The following is a 17,943-nucleotide window of genomic DNA, read 5'->3' on the forward strand; positions in this document are numbered from 1 at the left end:
TGCGTTTGAAAGGATATTAACCTTTCTCGGTTTCTCTTGAAGCATCCGGCCTTTAGGTCCATCCGAGTTTCGCGCAGGTTACATGTCCACCATGACGACAGACGATTTCACCATTGCCGACACCCCGCTTGACGGGCAGTGTATTGCCCTGACATCAGGCGGAACCGGCGGGCATATGTTTCCTGCGGTTTCGCTGGCGCGCGCCTTGGTCAGGCGTGGGGCGAAGGTGGTATTTTTCACCGATGCCCGGGCCGCCCGCTATACTGAAAATGTCGAAGGTGTAACCACCATTTTGCTCCCTGCCGGGGGTATTGCCGGCAAGGGACTCCGGGGACGGTTAACCGGCATGTTCCGCCTTGCCCTTGGCACATGGCAGGCCCGACGCCACCTTAAAAAAATTCGCCCTGCTGCTGTTATCGGATTTGGCGGTTATGCCTCTATCCCCGCGACTGTGGCGGCAAAGGCCTTGCATATCCCCCTTGCCATTCACGAACAAAATGCCGTTTTGGGCCGGGCCAACCGGGTTGTGGCCGGGGCGGCAGCACGCATCGCCACATCATTTCCCGAGGTCCGCCTGATTGACGATGCCGACAAACCCCGCGTCGTCTGGACGGGAAACCCCGTCCGTCAGGAAATTGCCGCCCTTGCCACCGCCCCTTATCAGGCCCCGGCTGATGACGGTGCGGTAAATGTTTTAATAACCGGTGGCAGCCAGGGCGCACGCATCCTGTCTGACATTCTGCCCGAAGCCATCATTCGCCTGCCAGATGCCCTTAAATCGCGCCTGCACATTACCCAGCAAGCCCGCGCCGAAGACCTGGAAAAAGCCGCCAAAACCTATGAAGGTTCGGGCATTGATGTCACGCTAAAGCCGTTTTTTGACGATATTCCGCAACGATTGCGCGATGCACATCTGGTGATTGCGCGTTCTGGCGCATCGACGGTGGCGGAATTAACGGTTGCCGGGCGGCCATCCCTGCTGGTGCCCCTGCCCCACGCAATTGACGACCATCAGCGCTATAATGCCGAACAGGTCGAACAGGCGGGCGGCGCATGGATGTTATCGCAGGAACGCTTTACCGTCGAAATCGTTAGTGAAAGACTGGCGAAACTTTTAACCGGCCCCGCCGCCCTTGCCCTTGCTGCCGATGGCGCACGCAGTGCCGCACGGACCAATGCCGCCGAACGGCTGGCCGACATGGTGCTGGACCTGCTGGGGCTGAACCCGGCGGGCACACCGGTCGATCTGAAACAAAAAACACCACACGTCCAAGGAGACCTCGCATGAAAACCCTGCCGCTTGGCATCGGAAACATCCATTTTGTCGGGATCGGCGGGATCGGCATGTCTGGCATCGCCGAGATTTTGCACAATCTGGGCTATCAGGTGCAGGGTTCCGACATGGCGGACAACGCCAATGTCCAGCGCCTGCGCAATCTGGGCATTACCGTGTTTATCGGCCACGATGCCGAAAATGTTGCCGATGCCAAGGTTGTGGTCATTTCAACGGCGGTAAAGCCCGATAACCCCGAAGTGGTTGCCGCACGCGCCAACATGATCCCTGTTGTGCGCCGGTCAGAAATGCTGGCCGAACTGATGCGCCTTAAGGCCGCCATCGCCGTTGGCGGTACGCATGGTAAAACCACCACAACATCACTGGTCGCCACCATGCTGGATGCCGCCGGGCTGGACCCGACAGTTATCAATGGTGGCATCATCAATTCCTATGGCACCAATGCCCGCCTGGGCGATGGCGACTGGATGGTGGTGGAGGCCGACGAGTCTGATGGTACCTTTGTCAAGGTCCCCTCGACCATTGCCGTTGTCACAAATATTGACCCCGAACATCTGGATCACTGGAAAAGTTTCGATCAGCTGCGCGAGGCGTTCAAAAACTTTGTTCAGAACATTCCGTTTTACGGCTTTGCCGTTTTGTGCATCGACCATCCCGAAGTCCAGGCCCTGATTGGCCGGGTAACCGACCGCCGCATTTTTACCTTTGGTTTTTCACCGCAGGCCGATGTGCGCGCCACCAATGTCCGTACCGAAATTGGCCAAAGCACCTTTGACGTTGTCATTCGTGAACGGGTTGATAGTGCCGAACGCATCATTCACAATGTGCGTTTGCCAATGGTGGGCGATCATAACATTTCCAATTCACTGGCCGCCATCACCGTGGCGCTGGAACTGGGCATTGACGACGACAAAATCGTATCGGCCTTTGATGGCTTTACCGGGGTCAAGCGCCGCTTTACCAAAACCGGCGAAGTCGATGGTGTTACGATTATCGACGATTACGGCCATCACCCGGTGGAAATTCGCGCTGTTTTGAAAGCGGCACGTTCGGCCACCCAAAACAATGTGATTGCAGTCGTACAACCACACCGTTATTCGCGCCTCCATGACCTGTTCGAGGAATTTTGTACCTGCTTTAACGATGCCGACACCGTAATTGTCGCCGATGTTTATACCGCTGGTGAAAGCCCGATTGAGGGGGCCAACCGCGATGCCCTGGTCGAAGGATTGCGCAACCGGGGCCATCGCAAGGTACTGGCCCTAAGCAGCCCCGATGAACTGGCAAATGTCGTAACGGGTATCGCCCAAAAAGGCGACCTTGTGGTGTGCCTTGGCGCTGGTTCCATCAGTACCTGGGCCAATGCCCTGCCCGCCGGGATGGAGGCCCTTAAATCGTCATGACTTCTGTACGCCACACCCCGATCATTGATCATTTGCCCAAAGTACGTGGCAAGCTGCGCGAAGGCGCATCGCTGGCGAAAGTCACCTGGTTTCAGGTTGGCGGCCCGGCCGATGTGATGTTTCGCCCTGCCGATGCCGATGATCTGGCCCTTTTTTTGCGCGACAAGCCAAATGAAATTCCCGTTACCGTTATTGGTGTCGGGTCGAATTTGCTGGTGCGTGACGGGGGTTTGCGCGGGGTTGTGGTGCGACTGGGGCGTCCCTTTACCGATGTTACGGTTCACGGCGACGAAATCCATGCCGGTGCCGGTGCGCTTGATGGCAATGTTGCGACAGTTGCACAGGAAGCAGGGCTGGGCGGGCTTGAATTTCTATCGGGCATTCCCGGCACCATTGGCGGTGCCCTGCGGATGAATGCCGGGGCCTATGGCAGCGACATGCATGATGTGTTGATCCGGGCCGAGGCGATTGACAGCCATGGCGAAATCCATGATCTGGCCGTCAACGAAATGGGCCTGACATACCGGCATTGTAACATTCCCGATGACTGGATTTTTACCAAGGCCGTTTTGCGTGCCAGCGCCGGGGACAAAGCCGAAATTGCCCGGCGCATGACTGAAATCAGCGAAGCCCGCAATGCAAGCCAGCCGGTACGCGCCAAAACCGGTGGTTCCACCTTTGCCAACCCCACACCCAAGCGGGCATGGGAAGTTATTGATGCGGCAGGATGCCGGGGATTAACCATTGGCGGCGCACAAATTTCACCGCAGCATTGCAATTTCATGATCAATCTGGGCGACGCCAGTGCGCAGGATCTGGAAAACCTGGGTGACGAAGTGCGACGGCGTGTACGGGCACATTCGGGCATTGATTTGCAGTGGGAAATTCGCCGGATTGGCGAACGTTTGGGACAATCGATTGTGGGAAAAGACGCATGAGCAAGCATGTCGCGATGATTTATGGCGGGTGGTCAGCCGAACGCGATGTTTCGCTGTCCACCGGGCGCGAGGTTTCCAAGGCATTGCGCGAAAAGGGCTATGCCGTTTCAGAAATTGACGCCACCCGCGATCTCGCCCGACAAATCACCAGCCTGTCGCCCAAACCCGACGTTATTTTTAATGCCCTGCATGGCCGCTGGGGCGAAGACGGCGCGGTTCAGGGATTACTGGAAATTTTAAACATTCCCTATACGCATTCCGGCGTGCGCGCATCGGCCATTGCGATGGATAAAATGAGCGCGAAGGCCCTGTTTCGTGAAAACGGCCTGCCCTGTGCCAAACATATTTATGTTAGCCGCGACGACATTAAAAACGGCATCGCCCTGCCGCCCCCCTATGTTCTAAAGCCCAATAACGAAGGGTCGTCGGTCGGGGTGGAAATCATCCTGAATGCCGAAGAAGAACAAAACATGCTGGCACGTGACTGGGTGCACGGCGACGGTGTGATGCAGGAAGAATATGTTGCCGGGCGCGAAATGACCGTAGCCGTCAAAGACGGCGAAGCCATGGAAGTGATTGAAATTTTAACCGGCAACCACGCCTTTTATGATTACCAGTCCAAATATGCCAATGGCGGATCACAGCATATTATTCCCGCCGATGTCCCCTCAGCCTTGCGCACGCGGGTTCGCGATTGCGCCGAACAGGCCTATCGTGCCCTGGGCTGCCGTGGTGTCGCCCGCGCCGATTTTCGCTATGACCCGGAACACGACCGGCTGGCAATTCTGGAAATTAACACCCAGCCGGGCCTGACCCCGACGTCGCTGGTGCCCGATGCGGCCCGACACGAAGGCATGAGCTTTGCCGATATTGTTGCGTGGATGGTTGAGGACGCCACATGCGAACGATAACAATCGCCGATCAGGCGCGCGAACGCCGCGAAAAGGTTCAACGCGAATATGGCTGGAGCGCCATTTTCCGCAAGGTTGGCCGTGTTTGCCGCTGGATCAGTGCCACCGCCCTGATCGTGGGCGGCCCGATTGCCCTGTGGCAAAGTGGCAAAACCGAGCAATGGCTGGCAACCGCCCAGAGCGAAGCCATTGATGCATCTGCCCGCTTTGGCATGGTCGTCAATACCATCGACGTTGCCGGGCGCCACCGCACCGACCCCAACGCACTTTTGGCTGCCATCGGACAAAAACCGGGATCGCCGATTATTACTTTTGACGCCGACGCAGCGCGCGAACGGATTGAACAACTATCGTGGGTCCGTACGGCAACGGTTGAACGGCGCCTGCCCGATACCATCATCATCCATGTTGAAGAACGCCAGCCCCTTGCCCTGTGGCAGCATGGCGATAACCACATCCTGATTGATGCCGATGGTGTGCAGTTGCAAGATTACGAACTGGGGAATTTTCTGAACCTGCCGGTTCTGGTGGGCGAAGACGCGCCCGAACATGCCGCTGAAATGATCAAAACCCTTAAAACCATCCCGCGCCTGTTTGAACAGGTGACAGGGGCGCAGCGCATTGGCCATCGCCGCTGGAATGTGCAACTGGCAAACGGCATGTTCATCCGCTTGCCCGAACATGACATGGGCAAAGCCTGGGCGCGGTTAGACCAGCTTGACCAGGCACACAAACTTCTGACAAGTGACGTTCTGGTGGTGGATTTACGCCTTGCCGATCGCACCTTTGTCCGCCTGACACCAGGTGCCGCCGAACTGCGCCGCAACCCACCCAAGGAAAAGAAAGGGTCGGTTTAAAATAAACATGCCCAAAATCACGCACCGAATTCGAGCCGGAATTATCCCCAAAAAGATCGATTTTCTGTCAAAAGACTAGCCGTTTGTGGCAAACCATGCGCTTCGACTTTCAAAATGATTTCGCTCGCCGTGAGTTCTGGATGATTTAAGCGTTCCCTCATTTTCCGAATCGCCTCAAACGCTGTTGGCATATGCAGCGTAATTGTATCTGCTATAAATTCGTCGGGTGATTTTACTTCAATGCCGAAAGGGCCGGTTTTATCTTTAGGAAAATCACGAAGATTATCCGTCACAAGAACCTGCGCATAAGTACGGACCGCTGCGGCCAGTACATGGCGGTCATTTTCATCTGGCAGCTCTATTGAACGAATATAAACCTCATGACCACTTACACAAGCTTCCGGAAAGGCACGTTCCATGGCGGAACGCTGTTTCGCCGTATCAGCCTTACCATTGGTTATTTTGGCTATCGCCACTTCCATCTCACTAAGAATCTCGCAGCTCCAGCGGGGACGAAAAAGCTCTGCGCCCGCCAGACTCAACAACAAGTTCCGTTTCAGGGCACCGGCCAGAACACATGCATCAATCAAAGCTGTGAAGTGATCTGCCCGGTATGTCATACTTATTCCTCTTCCAGAATAAATTTGGTATCCAGCGTCGCAAGATCTGCCAGAGCATTCTCACGTTCGTCATCGCGCTTTGCTTTGTAGACGAACAAATCTTCTGCTTTGACGCGGCGATGACGCCCGACTTTAGCAAACTTTATCTTGCCACGTTCGAGAAGACCGATCAGATACGGACGCGAGACATTAAGCAAATCAGCTGCTTGCTGGGTCGTAAGATCCGCACTTAGCGGAACCATCTGAAAACCCTGACGGCCAGAAACTAGCCGTAATAACTGCATAAGGCTGGTTGTTAAGGCTGGTGACAACGTTATAGTTTCACTTTTTCCCTCTGCATTCGCTACCGTCAAATTTGTTGCTTCACCGTCCTTTGACTGCGAAGCAATAATCTGGCGCAATTGATCTGCGGTCGCACTTTCAACCTGCGTCGGCAATCGACCGCCGAAATCGTCCATTTTAAGTGCAGACATTTCTCATCTCCATTCCCTGTTCTCGTCATCCCGCTCGAAAAGAGGAGACAACAGGGAATATATACCAGACATTTACAAACGAAATAAATGAAATGTTCGAAATATTCGAATATTTCATTTTGATTCGGTCATAAAAAAGCTTACATGCCGATTGAAACAGTCTTCAATACTAATGCGACAAAGTTCGCCACACCGGTTCTGGCTGGCCCAGACTATGAATTTCGTCAATCGGCCGGCCTTCGATGACGTCAATCAGATGACGGGCCAGTTCCTGCCCGGCCAGAATAAGGTCTTCGCGCAGGCTGTCGATCCGCGGGCGGGTGAAATTCAGTAAATCCGATGTTTCCTTGGCAATCACGTCAATGTCCTTACCCACCGTCAGGCCCGACTGGGTAATCCCGTCAATCAATGCCAGCGCGCAAATTTCACTGCCGCAAATAATGCCGTCGGGCACGTAATCCTGATGGCGCAATGCCATCCCGGCCTGACGCAAAACTTCACTGCCGGAATCAAGATCCACACCGGGTAAAACCTCGAACGGGACATTTGCCTGTTCGGCCACGGCAGCAAGCCCGGCCAGGCTTTCGCGGTAATAGGTAAATTCCGATGGCGGCGATAACATCGCCAGCCGTTTGCGCCCGCGTGATAACAACCGTTGTGCGGCCAGGGTACAAAAGGCACGGTTGTCAAAGTCGTGATAGGCATGTTGCCGTGCATCGGCACAACGGCCATGGGTGACAAAGGGCAAGCCACTATTGATCAACGCGGTTACACGGGCATCATCGGGTTTGATATGCGTAATAATCACCCCGTCCGCCGCCCTGGTATCAAGGATATAACGGATCGGCGTCATCGGGTCATCATTGCGGGCCTGCGGGGTTACCACCAGATGGTATGGCGTTTCACGAATAACATCGGAAATGCCCACAATTAACCGGCGGGCAAATTCGGGGATTTTATCTGTCTGATCCAGAACAAGGCTGATGACATTGGTTTTTCCGGTGCGCAAACGCACCCCGGCACGGTCCGGGCGATAGCCAATGGCATCGGCAACCTGACGCACACGCTGTTTGGTTTTTGCACTGATATCGTGGGCATCTTTTAGCGCCCGCGACACCGTTGTCACGCCCAAACCCGTCATTTCTGCGATGGTTTTTAATGTCGGTCGCGTGCGCGAACCAAAGCTGGCATCGACGCGACCGGCCCTGTCATGATCGGACAGCGTCCGTTCCTCCTTGAATAACAATGCAACACCATTGTCTCCGGCAAAGCTATTGCCATGCGAAGCGCGCCTAGCGCAAGCGTTCCCCGCTTTGAGCATCAAAAAACACAACTTTATCAAGGTTAAACACCAGGTCGTGATTTTGCCCGGCCTGCCCGGTCCAGTCCTGATGCAGGCGTGTTACCACTTCCTTGCCCCCAAGGGCGGTAATCGCATAAATATCGGCCCCGGCGGGTTCAATCACATCGATCCGGCATTTGGCCGTTACCGTGCGCTGCGATGTGGCACGGGTGGCCGCCCCACCCTGGGCATCGGTAATGGCTTCGGGCCGAATGCCCATAATCACCTGCTCGCCCTTCATTTGCGCAACACTTGCCGGAAGCTGATCAAAATCCAGCACCAGCGGATCATCGCCGTCACGTGTGACGCGCACCCGCGCCCCGTCAATTTCCACCGGCACAAGGTTCATCGCCGGTGATCCCATAAAATCGGCTACGAACAGGTTGGACGGATCATTATAAATTTCGGCAGGCGTCCCGTATTGCTGAACAATCCCGCCCTTAAGCACGGCAATTTTGGTACCCAGTGTCATGGCCTCGATCTGGTCGTGGGTGACATAGACAATGGTGGTGCCAAAGGTTTGGTGCATCCGTTTGATTTCGGTTCGCATATCAACCCGCAATTTGGCATCCAGGTTTGAAAGCGGTTCATCAAACAAAAACAGTTTGGGGTTGCGCACCAATGCCCGCCCCATTGCCACACGCTGGCGCTGCCCGCCCGAAAGCTGACCGGGCCTGCGGTTCAGCAACGCCTCGATTTGCAGGGTTTTGGCAACTTCTTGCACTTTGGCGTCGCGTTCAGCCTTGGGCATACCGCGCATTTCAAGGCCAAAGGCAATGTTCTGGCCAACATTCATATTGGGATAAAGCGCATAGCTTTGAAACACCATCGCAATATTGCGCTCGGCGGGCGGCAGATCGTCAATTACGTCGCCATCAATGCGAATTTGCCCGGTGGTCAGGCTTTCCAGCCCGGCAATGGTATTTAACAATGTCGATTTGCCACAGCCCGACGGGCCGACCAGCACCAGAAAACCGCCTTCTTCCACATCCAGTGCAATGTTTTTTAAAACATCGACCGGGCCGAAACTTTTGCAAACGTTATCAATTTCCAGAAATGCCATTCTGTGTAGACCTTTATTAATGTCAGGCAATGCTGCCAATGATGTCGTTTCGGGATTAACCCTTAACCGCGCCCGCCATTAGCCCGCGGACAAAATATCGCCCGGAAACGATATAAACGATCAGGGTTGGCAAGGCGGCAAGGATGGCCCCGGCAAAATGCACATTATATTCCTTCACCCCGGTTGATGATGAGACCAGATTGTTCAGTGCCACCGTCATCGGCATTGAATCAAAATCGGCAAAGGACGCCCCAAACAGAAAATCATTCCAGATATTGGTAAACTGCCAAATCACCGTCACCACAATGATTGGCCCGGAACTGGGCAACAAAATTCGGGTAAAGGTACGGACAAACCCCGCACCGTCCATTTTGGCAGCCTTGATCAGCTCATCCGGGAAGGCGGCATAATAATTGCGGAAAAACAGGGTGGTAAAGCCAAGCCCATACACCACATGCACCAGCACCAGCCCGCTTGTTGTCCCAGCCAGACCGATCATGCCCAGAATGCGCGCCATCGGAATCAGTACAATCTGAAACGGAATAAAGCAGGCGAACAGCATCAACCCGAAAATAATTTTATCGCCGGGAAACCGCCATTTGGTCAGCACATAACCATTTAGCGCGCCCAATGTGGTGGAAATGGCAACCGCAGGCACCACCATAAACAGGGAATTCAGAAAAAAGGGCCGCAACCCGGTGGGTTCAACGCCGATTTGTGATGTGGACCATGCTTTTAACCACGGCTCAATTGTAAAATGTTCGGGCAGCGACATCATGTTGCCGCCGCGAATTTCATCCAGCGTCTTAAGCGAATTGACCAGCATCACAAACAGCGGCAGCAAATAGTAAACCGCAAACAGGATCAATACGGCATAAAGGGCCGCACGCATCAGCTTGCCTGCGCCAATCGCCGATTTTTGGCTTGCATAAGATGACATCAGCGACGCTCCCGCAATTCGGAATAAAGATAAGGCACAATAATTGCGGCAATCATTGCCAGCATGATCACTGCTGACGACGCCCCAACCGCCATCTGGTTACGGGTAAAGGTATAGGAATACATAAATGTAGCCGGAAGCTCGGTCGCACGGCCCGGCCCGCCATTGGTCAGGGCCACCACTAGGTCATAAGCCTTGATTGCCAGATGGGCCAATACCACAAAGGCCGATAAAAACACCGGGCGCAATTGCGGGATGATAATGCGGGTATAAAGGCTCCATTTACTGGCACCATCCATTTGTGCTGCCTTCAATATCTCGCCATCAATGCCGCGCAACCCCGCCAGAAACATTGCCATCACAAACCCCGATGACTGCCAGACCGCCGCAATCACCACGGTATAGATCGCCATGTTGCGATCCTTGATCCAGTTAAAGGTGAAACTTTGCCAGCCCCACAAATGCATGGTGTTTTCAAGGCCCAGCCCCGGGTCAAGAAACCATTTCCATGCCGTACCGGTAACAATGAACGACAGCGCCATCGGATAAAGATAGATCGGACGCAAAATACCCTCGCCGCGAATTTTCTGGTCCAGAAATATCGCCAGGATCAGGCCCAGAATGCAGCAAATTGCAATATAAAGAATGCCGAAAATCGCCAGGTTTTGCAGCGCTGTCATCCAGTTGCGCTGCCCCCATAAATTGGCGTAGTTGGCCAACCCGACCAGATCAAATGATGGTAACATCCGGCTATCCGTAAAGGACAGATAACCGGTAAACAGGATAAATCCGTAAACAAAAATCAGGATCAAAAACAGACTGGGACTTAAGACCAGCCGGGGCAAAATTTCGCGCAGGATGGACTGCGCCCTGCCAGGCACGGTTTGGGACATGACGATGCTCCGCACTTCATTATCCTGATGGCCGGGCACCCCCGGCCATCAGAACTGTTATTGGTTTTTACTGCGCAGATTCAACAGCATTGACCAGTTCTTCGGCCGCTGTTTTCGAGTCATATTCCCCGTTAAAATGCGCTGTAATCACGTCATACATCGCATTTTTAACCGCACTTGGCACCGCATGGCCATGCGCCATAGATCCAAACAGCGTGCCTTTTTCGTTGGCTTCAGCCAGTTCTTTCATGCCTTTTTTACCGCAGGCATCAAAGGCTTCGGGTGAAACATCCGTCCGTGCCGGAACCGACCCCTTAACCACGTTAAAGGCCGACTGGAAGGTAGGGGACATAACTGCTGCAGCCAGTTTTTCCTGCGCATCGCGGCGGTCTTCGCCAACCTTGAACATCACAAACTGGTCAGAGTTGAAGGTAACCGTGCCCTGGGTACCGGGGAAACGGAAACACATGAAATCCTGATCAGGAACTTTGCCTGCATTCAGAAACTCGCCCTTGGCCCAGTCGCCCATAAACTGCACACCGGCTTCCTTGTTGATCACCATCGCAGTTGCCAGGTTCCAGTCCCGACCCGAGAAATTGTCATCAACATAACCGCGAAGCTGGGTCATGCGGTCAAACACCTTGACCATGGTATCGGAATTAAGGGCATCGGGGTCCGTGTCGATCATGGCCTTTTTATAAAATTCCGGCCCACCGGTCGACATCAGGACAGCTTCAAACATGGTGGCATCCTGCCATGCCTGCCCGCCATGCGCGATGGCGGTGTAGCCAGCCCCTTTGATTTTATCAAGATCGGCAATCAGTTCGTCCCAGCTTGTGGGCTGTTTTAAATCCAGCTCGTCAAAAATCGCCTTGTTGGCCCAAACCCAGTTGGTGGAATGCACATTCACCGGCACAGCGATCCAGTGACCGTCATATTTGGAAAATTCTTTCAGCGCATCGGGAACGACTTTATCCCAGCCTTCCTTGCCAGCCAGATCGTCAAGGTTGGCCAAAACCCCTTCCTTGGCCCAGTCCTTGATGTCGAAGCCAAGCATCTGGACTGCGGTAGGCGGGTTTCCCGATGTCACACGGGCACGCAAAACGGTCATGGCCTGTTCGCCACCCCCGCCGGCAACCGGCATGTCATTCCAGGTAACACCCTGACCTTCCAGGTCCTTTTTCAAAACCTGAAGCGCCTTGGCCTCCCCGCCTGCGGTCCACCAGTGCAGAACCTCGACGCTTTCTTCGGCGCTGGCAATCGCAGTGGACATCGCCAGAGCCGCAATAACGCCTAATCCGGCACGGGCAAACTTGCCTACAAACATTTGGTTTCCTCCCTGTTGATTTTAATTAGCGACCAATTACTGCAACGTTACAGTTGAGAGTCAAGCGCCACCTGTAACGTTGCAGTACAGCAATTGGAAATTTGGCCAAATCTGTAGTTGCACAAGGCAGCTTGCTGCATCGCAAAAAAGACATTAAACCAACAGTTGGGACATTAAATGTGAAAGACTCCACCCTGCCTTAACCAATTTGCAACTGCTTTTGACCGAAAACCGGGATAAGGGGTGTTTGACTTTGCGGGCGACGACCACCCCAAACATCAAAAAGTAAACTCAGAGCAAACAATTGGCACGCAGCAAAACGAGGTCAGGGCTGATAGCGGCCCTGGATATCGGCACATCTAAGGTCTGCTGTTTTATTGCGCGACCCGACAGGTCCGGCCAGCCGAAAATCATCGGTATCGGCCATAACATGTCGAAGGGACTGCAAAGCGGATCGATCGCAAATCTGGACGCGGCACAGGAAGTGGTGCTCGCGGCGGTGAATGCTGCCGAAAAAATGGCGGGACAAACCATTGAAACCGTCATCGTCAATCTTTCCGGCGGGCGTCCCGAATCCGAAACGCACACCATTGAACTGCCTTTGGGCTCCCGCCCGATCGGTAATCTGGAAATTCGCAAGTTAAACGACCAGAAAGACGCCCTGTTGCGACAGGCTGGCGACGAGTTGATCCATACCGTGCCGTTGGGCTTTCGGGTTGATCAGTCCGTCGGGCTTGGTGATCCGCGCGGCATGTATGGTTCGGTCGTCGGGCTGGATTTGCATTTTGTGCGCACACAAATTGCCGCCTTGCGAAACCTCGAAACATTGCTGGCACGCTGCCACCTTGAAATCGAGGAAACAGTAGTAACACCGCTGGCATCGGGTCTGTCGGCCCTAACGCCAGACCAGCGCGAACTGGGTGCCACCGTCATTGACATGGGGGCGGGCACCACCAGCGTTGCGGTTTTCCACGGTGGCCAGGTCATTTATACTGCCAGCTTCCCGGTGGGTGGCGCGCATGTCACCCGCGACATTGCCTATGGCCTTAATACATCGCTGTCTCATGCTGAACGGTTAAAAACCCTGCATGGCAGCGCATTGACATCCCCGTCCGACGATCAGGAAATTCTGGCCGTCCCCGTGATTGGAGATGAAGACGATGCAAATGTAAACCATGTGCCGCGCTCCATGCTGATCAATATTATCAAGCCACGCCTGGAAGAAACATTCGAGCTGATCCGTGACCAGCTTGAGGAAAATGGTCTTTCGCAAATTGGCGGACGGTCGATTATGTTAACGGGCGGTGCCAGCCAGCTTAACGCCATTGCCGACCTTGCCGGACAAATGTTTGAACGCCCCGCCACCATCGCCACCCCGCACGGCGTAACGGGCATGGCACAAGCAACATCCGGCCCGGCATTTTCGGCCTGTGCCGGCCTGTTGCTGCGCGCAGTCGAACAACAAAACGACCCGCTCAGCGAAGCCATGAACCATATCCGCCAAAGCGGCGGCCGGTTTGGCCGGTTAGGTGCGTGGTTAAAAGAAAATTTCTAGGCTGCATTTTCTACTGAAACAGGCCGGGCATCCCGTGTTAAATATTTTCCTGCCCGGCTTTGAAAAAAAAACGAAAATTTTTCGCCGGTTAACGATGTCATTAACACCGCACTAACTCTTTCGCCTGTAAAAGATCAGCACGGGTCTAATTTCGGCAAAGGGAAGGCCGTTTTTGGATTCAGACTCCTAAGCGCGGAGAAGGAAGAGCAAACATGCCAACAATTAATTTTTCCGTACCTGAAGCGGAAGAAAACCTGAAACCAAAAATTACCGTTATCGGCGTCGGTGGCGCCGGTGGCAACGCGGTCAATAATATGATCGCATCCGAACTTGAAGGCTGCGACTTTGTTGTTGCCAACACCGATTCACAGGCATTAAGCCAAAGCAAATCGGTTCGTAAATTGCAGCTGGGCCGACAAATCACCCAGGGCCTTGGCGCTGGTGCGCGACCTGATGCCGGCAGTGCTGCTGCGGAAGAATCGATCGATGAAATCATGGCGCAGCTTGAGGGCAGCCACATGGTCTTTATCACCGCCGGGATGGGTGGTGGTACCGGTACCGGTGCAGCCCCTGTTATTGCGCGGGCAGCCAAGGAATCAGGTATCCTGACCGTTGGTGTCGTTACCAAACCGTTCCATTTTGAAGGAACGCGCCGGATGCGCACCGCCGAACAGGGCATTGAACAGCTTCAGCAATATGTTGATACGCTGATCATTATCCCGAACCAGAACCTGTTCCGGGTTGCCAACGAAAAAACCACCTTCGCAGATGCCTTCCAGATGGCCGATGATGTGCTGCGCAATGGTGTGCGTTCCATTACCGACCTTATGATGGTTCCGGGCCTTGTGAACCTTGACTTTGCCGACATTCGCACCGTCATGAGCGAAATGGGCAAGGCCATGATGGGCACCGGCGAAGCATCGGGCGAAAAACGCGCACTGGAGGCTGCTGAAGCCGCCATTGCCAACCCGCTGCTTGAAGATGCATCAATGAAGGGTGCCCGTGCGGTGCTGATCAACATCACCGGCGGCATGGATATGGCGCTGTATGAAGTTGACGAAGCCGCCAACCGCATCCGTGAAGAAGTCGATCCCGAAGCCAACATCATTTTCGGTTCGACCTTTGATCCGTCCATCGAGGGTGGCTTGCGTGTTTCGGTGGTGGCAACCGGCATTGATGCCGAAGAAGTCCGCCGCCCGAAGCCAACCACCATTCCGCTCACCCCGGCCCGTGGTGACAAACCTGCTGCTGCCAAACCGAATGCCGGTTTTGGTCATCAGGCACCGCAACAGGCCCCGGCTGAGCATGCCCCGGCCGCCGCTGCATTTAGTGGTCAGGACGAATATGCTGGCGGGTCTTCGGTTGAAGACATGCCCGCTGAACGTTTTGCCGCAACCGGCAATGCGCAACAGCCTGGCCTGTCCAACCCGGCCACCGATAACGGCCAGCAGACCGGTTCCATCGAACTGGGCCAGACCGTTTTGAAACCGAACCCGGCCCTGCGCCAGGCCCCGCGTGCCCAACAGCCGCAGCCCAGCGTACCGCGCCAGCACGTTGCAGATGACAATGGCGATATGCCGTTCATTCCGCCGCGTGCCGCCCGCCCGACCGACAATGCCCCGGCCCGTGGCGAGCCCGATGTTTACGACGCCGCTGACAACAACCACGGCACCCGTCCGCGGTTTGGCGGTATTCGCAACCTGTTTGGCAAAGGACAGCACCAGGCCGATGGCGATACCGCCCCGCGCCAGCAAAACGCTGCCCCGCACCAGCAGGCACCAGCACCCCGCCAGACAGAATTGTCGCTGGGTGATGATGCACGACCACAATTGAAAGCCGATCCAGCTTCCCGGGTTAAAACGTCTTCGACGTCTGATGACCTTCTGGAAATTCCGGCTTTCTTGCGCCGTCAGGCCAACTGACGGTTTATTCTCCGCGCGAAAAGGGGGAAGGTTTTGGCCTTCCCCCTTTTTTAGTGGCATCCGCAAAAATACGTAATTTTTTACATTTTTTCGGAACAAAACACATTGTTACCGTAATGTTAATTTTTCAGATAAGTTATTGATTTTAAAATATAAACTGAACGTTACAAAGCGTAACAAAGCGTGATTTGCCGCATTGCGGCACACCGGTTAGTTTGTGACCCTAGCAAACGGGCCGACACGCAGTCCGATAAATCATCATCGTGATACAACCTGATTTTTCTGGGGGTTCCCCGTGAATAACATCGCCGATATCAGCACCGCATTAAATGACCAGCGCGCCACGGCTTCGTCCGTTGTTTCGCAGCGCAGTCTTAAATCCTCTATTGGCTGTGCAGGCGTTGGTTTGCATTCGGGCCAGAAAATTCAGATTACGTTGCACCCTGCCCCGGTTGATCATGGTGTGGTGTTTCGCCGGGTTGATCTGCCGGGCAAACCGCAATTTGCCGCCCTGTATGATGAAGTTATCGATACCCGCCTGTGCACCTGCCTTGGTGACCTGGAAGCCGGGATCAAGATTGGCACGATTGAACATCTGATGGCCGCCCTTGCCGGTCAGCGGATTGACAATATTCTGATTGATATTGATGCCGACGAAGTCCCGGTCATGGATGGCAGTTCGGCGCCGTTTACCTTCCTGATCGATTGCGTTGGCATTGATGAACAAAATGCGCCGCGCATGGTGGTGGAAGTTTTGAAAACGGTTGAAGTCGAACATAATGGCTGCCGTGCCAAAGTTGAACCTGCGGATGGTTTCGAGATCGATTTTGAAATCGATTTCGCCAGCAAGGCAATTGCCAACCAGCGCCTGTCTGTCGCCTTTGATGATGGTGTGTTTGTCAATTCCATCGCCCGCGCCCGTACCTTTGGCTTCCTCCATGAAGTCGAAGCCATGCGCAGCGCCGGTCTGGCCCTTGGTGGTTCACTGGAAAATGCTGTGGTGCTGTCAGGTGATTCGGTGATGAACGAAGAAGGCCTTCGTTACGAAAACGAATTTGTCCGCCACAAAATCCTTGATGCCCTTGGCGATCTTTATGCCGCCGGGCACCAGTTACAGGGCAAGGTTACCGCTTACAAGTCGGGCCATATGGTTAATAACATGTTGTTAAAAGCCCTGTTCGCCGATTCGGCCGCCTGGCGTCTGGTGCCGATGCGCACAGCGTCGCTTAGTGCCAGCGAACCGGTACGTGTTTCTGCCTGAAAACCATGATGCAGGCATTTTGCAGGCAGTCGCCTTTGGTGACTTGCCTGCTTTTTTTTGCCTGTTTAACCACCCGTGAATGGCCCGTTGCCCCCGGCATTTTTCAGAAAAGCATGGAAAATGCCATTTTCATTGATGGAAGCACTTGCCCATAGGCGGTATTGACGTGATATAGTCCGGCCACACCAGCGAAATCCAACGGATTTCAGCACGACCGCAGACAGAATTAAGGATTGCAACCTTGCCTCGTTCGGCTTACGCGAAACATCTGATTGCCGTTTGCGGCCTGGCTTTTATGCTGGCTGCCTGTTCCAGTACCAAAGAACCGGAATATATCGAAAGACCGGTGGCGGAACTTTACAATACCGCCCAGAATTTACTGGACCAGAAGGAATACCAGAAAGCAGCCAAAGCCTTTGACGAGGTGGAACGCCAGCATCCCTATTCCGTATGGGCCACCAAGGCGACCCTGATGTCGGCCTATTCCTATTATCAGGACAACAAATATGACGACGCGATCAGCGCGCTGGATCGTTTTATTTCGTTGCACCCTGCCAATGCCGACGCCGCCTATGCCTATTATCTGAAAGCCCTGTCCTATTACGAACAGATTTCGGACGTACGCCGCGACCAAAAAATGACCGAAAATGCCATGCAAAGTCTGGACGACGTTATTCGTCGTTTTCCTGACAGCAAATATGCCCGCGACGCCAAGCTGAAAAAAGACCTGACCGTTGACCATATGGCGGGCAAGGAAATGAGCGTAGGCCGCTATTATCAGGATCGCGGTGACTATTTACCGGCCATCAACCGGTTTAAAAAAGTCGTTACCGACTACCAGACAACAACCCATGTGCCCGAAGCCCTGTCCCGTTTGACCGAATGTTATCTGGCACTTGGCCTGACTGGCGAAGCCAAAAAGACCGCATCGGTCCTTGGCTATAACTTCCCGGGCAGCGAATGGTACAAGGATTCCTACGATCTGGTGCTGGACAAGAAAACCGGTGACGATGCCGATGAAAGCTGGTGGGATGCCACCACGGGCGCAATTTCCGGCCTGTTCTAAACAGTTTCACGGTTTTTAACGACGAAAACAGTTAATTTTCACAGCCCTGCACACATATTTTGTGCGCAGGGCTTGCAA

The 17,943-nt window shown here is 54.2% G+C and carries 16 protein-coding genes; 9 read left to right on the forward strand and 7 right to left on the reverse strand.

Annotated elements, in window-relative coordinates:
• Positions 1-91: 91 nt before the first annotated feature.
• Genes murG through THS27_RS03385 form a run of 5 tightly spaced genes read left to right on the forward strand, consistent with a single transcriptional unit; the run spans position 92 to position 5,403 of the window.
• A complete protein-coding gene (gene murG / locus THS27_RS03365) occupies positions 92-1,288 on the forward strand; it encodes an undecaprenyldiphospho-muramoylpentapeptide beta-N-acetylglucosaminyltransferase (protein WP_168184811.1) in 1,197 nt (398 codons plus the stop codon).
• Positions 1,285-2,697 carry a UDP-N-acetylmuramate--L-alanine ligase gene (gene murC / locus THS27_RS03370; RefSeq protein WP_085587873.1) on the forward strand — a complete coding sequence of 471 codons (1,413 nt, stop codon included), beginning with the start codon at positions 1,285-1,287 and terminating at the stop codon, positions 2,695-2,697. The genes murG and murC overlap by 4 nt, the downstream gene beginning before the upstream one ends.
• The gene (gene murB / locus THS27_RS03375; protein WP_085587875.1) at positions 2,694-3,635 is read left to right on the forward strand and encodes a UDP-N-acetylmuramate dehydrogenase; all 942 of its coding nucleotides are present in this window, start codon (positions 2,694-2,696) and stop codon (positions 3,633-3,635) included. The genes murC and murB overlap by 4 nt, the downstream gene beginning before the upstream one ends.
• Positions 3,632-4,546 carry a D-alanine--D-alanine ligase gene (locus tag THS27_RS03380; protein ID WP_085587877.1) on the forward strand — a complete coding sequence of 305 codons (915 nt, stop codon included), beginning with the start codon at positions 3,632-3,634 and terminating at the stop codon, positions 4,544-4,546. Before murB ends, THS27_RS03380 begins: the two co-directional genes overlap by 4 nt.
• Positions 4,534-5,403, forward strand: a complete 870-nt coding sequence (locus tag THS27_RS03385) for a cell division protein FtsQ/DivIB (protein ID WP_085587879.1) — start codon at positions 4,534-4,536, stop codon at positions 5,401-5,403. The genes THS27_RS03380 and THS27_RS03385 overlap by 13 nt, the downstream gene beginning before the upstream one ends.
• Positions 5,404-5,444: 41 nt before the next feature.
• On the opposite strand, the gene THS27_RS03390 is transcribed toward THS27_RS03385, so the two are convergent.
• The 7 genes from THS27_RS03390 to THS27_RS03420 all read right to left on the reverse strand — a co-directional run bounded on the left by THS27_RS03390 (position 5,445) and on the right by THS27_RS03420 (position 12,061).
• Positions 5,445-6,023 carry a PIN domain-containing protein gene (locus tag THS27_RS03390; protein ID WP_085587881.1) on the reverse strand — a complete coding sequence of 193 codons (579 nt, stop codon included), beginning with the start codon at positions 6,021-6,023 and terminating at the stop codon, positions 5,445-5,447.
• A 2-nt stretch (positions 6,024-6,025) separates the two neighbouring features.
• Complete coding sequence (locus tag THS27_RS03395) at positions 6,026-6,496, reverse strand: helix-turn-helix domain-containing protein (RefSeq protein WP_085587882.1); 471 nt, start codon at positions 6,494-6,496, stop codon at positions 6,026-6,028.
• Between the two features lie 169 nt (positions 6,497-6,665).
• Complete coding sequence (locus tag THS27_RS03400; RefSeq protein ID WP_210402817.1) at positions 6,666-7,742, reverse strand: LacI family transcriptional regulator; 1,077 nt, start codon at positions 7,740-7,742, stop codon at positions 6,666-6,668.
• A gap of 46 nt (positions 7,743-7,788) precedes the next feature.
• Positions 7,789-8,901, reverse strand: coding sequence for an ABC transporter ATP-binding protein (locus THS27_RS03405; RefSeq protein ID WP_085587886.1), 1,113 nt, complete (start codon positions 8,899-8,901; stop codon positions 7,789-7,791).
• Positions 8,902-8,956: 55 nt separating this feature from the next.
• A complete protein-coding gene (locus THS27_RS03410; RefSeq protein ID WP_085587888.1) occupies positions 8,957-9,841 on the reverse strand; it encodes a carbohydrate ABC transporter permease in 885 nt (294 codons plus the stop codon).
• Positions 9,841-10,734, reverse strand: a complete 894-nt coding sequence (locus THS27_RS03415; protein ID WP_085587890.1) for a carbohydrate ABC transporter permease — start codon at positions 10,732-10,734, stop codon at positions 9,841-9,843. Before THS27_RS03415 ends, THS27_RS03410 begins: the two co-directional genes overlap by 1 nt.
• A 67-nt stretch (positions 10,735-10,801) precedes the next feature.
• Complete coding sequence (locus tag THS27_RS03420; protein ID WP_085587892.1) at positions 10,802-12,061, reverse strand: ABC transporter substrate-binding protein; 1,260 nt, start codon at positions 12,059-12,061, stop codon at positions 10,802-10,804.
• 304 nt (positions 12,062-12,365) lie between these two features.
• Here THS27_RS03420 and ftsA point away from each other — a divergent pair, with 304 nt between their 5' ends.
• From ftsA to THS27_RS03440, 4 genes are all read left to right on the forward strand, one after another.
• On the forward strand, positions 12,366-13,616 hold the full coding sequence (gene ftsA / locus THS27_RS03425) for a cell division protein FtsA (protein WP_085587894.1): 1,251 nt from the start codon (positions 12,366-12,368) through the stop codon (positions 13,614-13,616).
• Between the two features lie 212 nt (positions 13,617-13,828).
• Positions 13,829-15,538: a cell division protein FtsZ gene (gene ftsZ / locus THS27_RS03430; protein WP_085587896.1), complete on the forward strand. Its 1,710-nt coding sequence runs from the start codon at positions 13,829-13,831 to the stop codon at positions 15,536-15,538.
• Between the two features lie 295 nt (positions 15,539-15,833).
• Positions 15,834-16,799, forward strand: a complete 966-nt coding sequence (gene lpxC / locus THS27_RS03435) for a UDP-3-O-acyl-N-acetylglucosamine deacetylase (RefSeq protein WP_085587898.1) — start codon at positions 15,834-15,836, stop codon at positions 16,797-16,799.
• 241 nt (positions 16,800-17,040) lie between these two features.
• On the forward strand, positions 17,041-17,865 hold the full coding sequence (locus THS27_RS03440) for an outer membrane protein assembly factor BamD (RefSeq protein WP_085587900.1): 825 nt from the start codon (positions 17,041-17,043) through the stop codon (positions 17,863-17,865).
• Positions 17,866-17,943 lie beyond the last annotated feature (78 nt).

The sequence above is a fragment of the Thalassospira sp. MCCC 1A01428 genome, assembly GCF_002115825.1.
Lineage (GTDB): Bacteria > Pseudomonadota > Alphaproteobacteria > Rhodospirillales > Thalassospiraceae > Thalassospira.

Coding starts and splice junctions, on each gene's coding strand:
- THS27_RS03405 (WP_085587886.1), bottom strand. CDS start 8,901: ATGGCATTTCTGGAAATTGATAACGTTTGCAAAAGTTTCGGCCCGGTC.
- murC (WP_085587873.1), top strand. CDS start 1,285: ATGAAAACCCTGCCGCTTGGCATCGGAAACATCCATTTTGTCGGGATC.
- THS27_RS03420 (WP_085587892.1), bottom strand. CDS start 12,061: ATGTTTGTAGGCAAGTTTGCCCGTGCCGGATTAGGCGTTATTGCGGCT.
- murB (WP_085587875.1), top strand. CDS start 2,694: ATGACTTCTGTACGCCACACCCCGATCATTGATCATTTGCCCAAAGTA.
- murG (WP_168184811.1), top strand. CDS start 92: ATGACGACAGACGATTTCACCATTGCCGACACCCCGCTTGACGGGCAG.
- ftsZ (WP_085587896.1), top strand. CDS start 13,829: ATGCCAACAATTAATTTTTCCGTACCTGAAGCGGAAGAAAACCTGAAA.
- THS27_RS03385 (WP_085587879.1), top strand. CDS start 4,534: ATGCGAACGATAACAATCGCCGATCAGGCGCGCGAACGCCGCGAAAAG.
- THS27_RS03395 (WP_085587882.1), bottom strand. CDS start 6,496: ATGTCTGCACTTAAAATGGACGATTTCGGCGGTCGATTGCCGACGCAG.
- THS27_RS03410 (WP_085587888.1), bottom strand. CDS start 9,841: ATGTCATCTTATGCAAGCCAAAAATCGGCGATTGGCGCAGGCAAGCTG.
- THS27_RS03415 (WP_085587890.1), bottom strand. CDS start 10,734: ATGTCCCAAACCGTGCCTGGCAGGGCGCAGTCCATCCTGCGCGAAATT.
- THS27_RS03380 (WP_085587877.1), top strand. CDS start 3,632: ATGAGCAAGCATGTCGCGATGATTTATGGCGGGTGGTCAGCCGAACGC.
- THS27_RS03390 (WP_085587881.1), bottom strand. CDS start 6,023: ATGACATACCGGGCAGATCACTTCACAGCTTTGATTGATGCATGTGTT.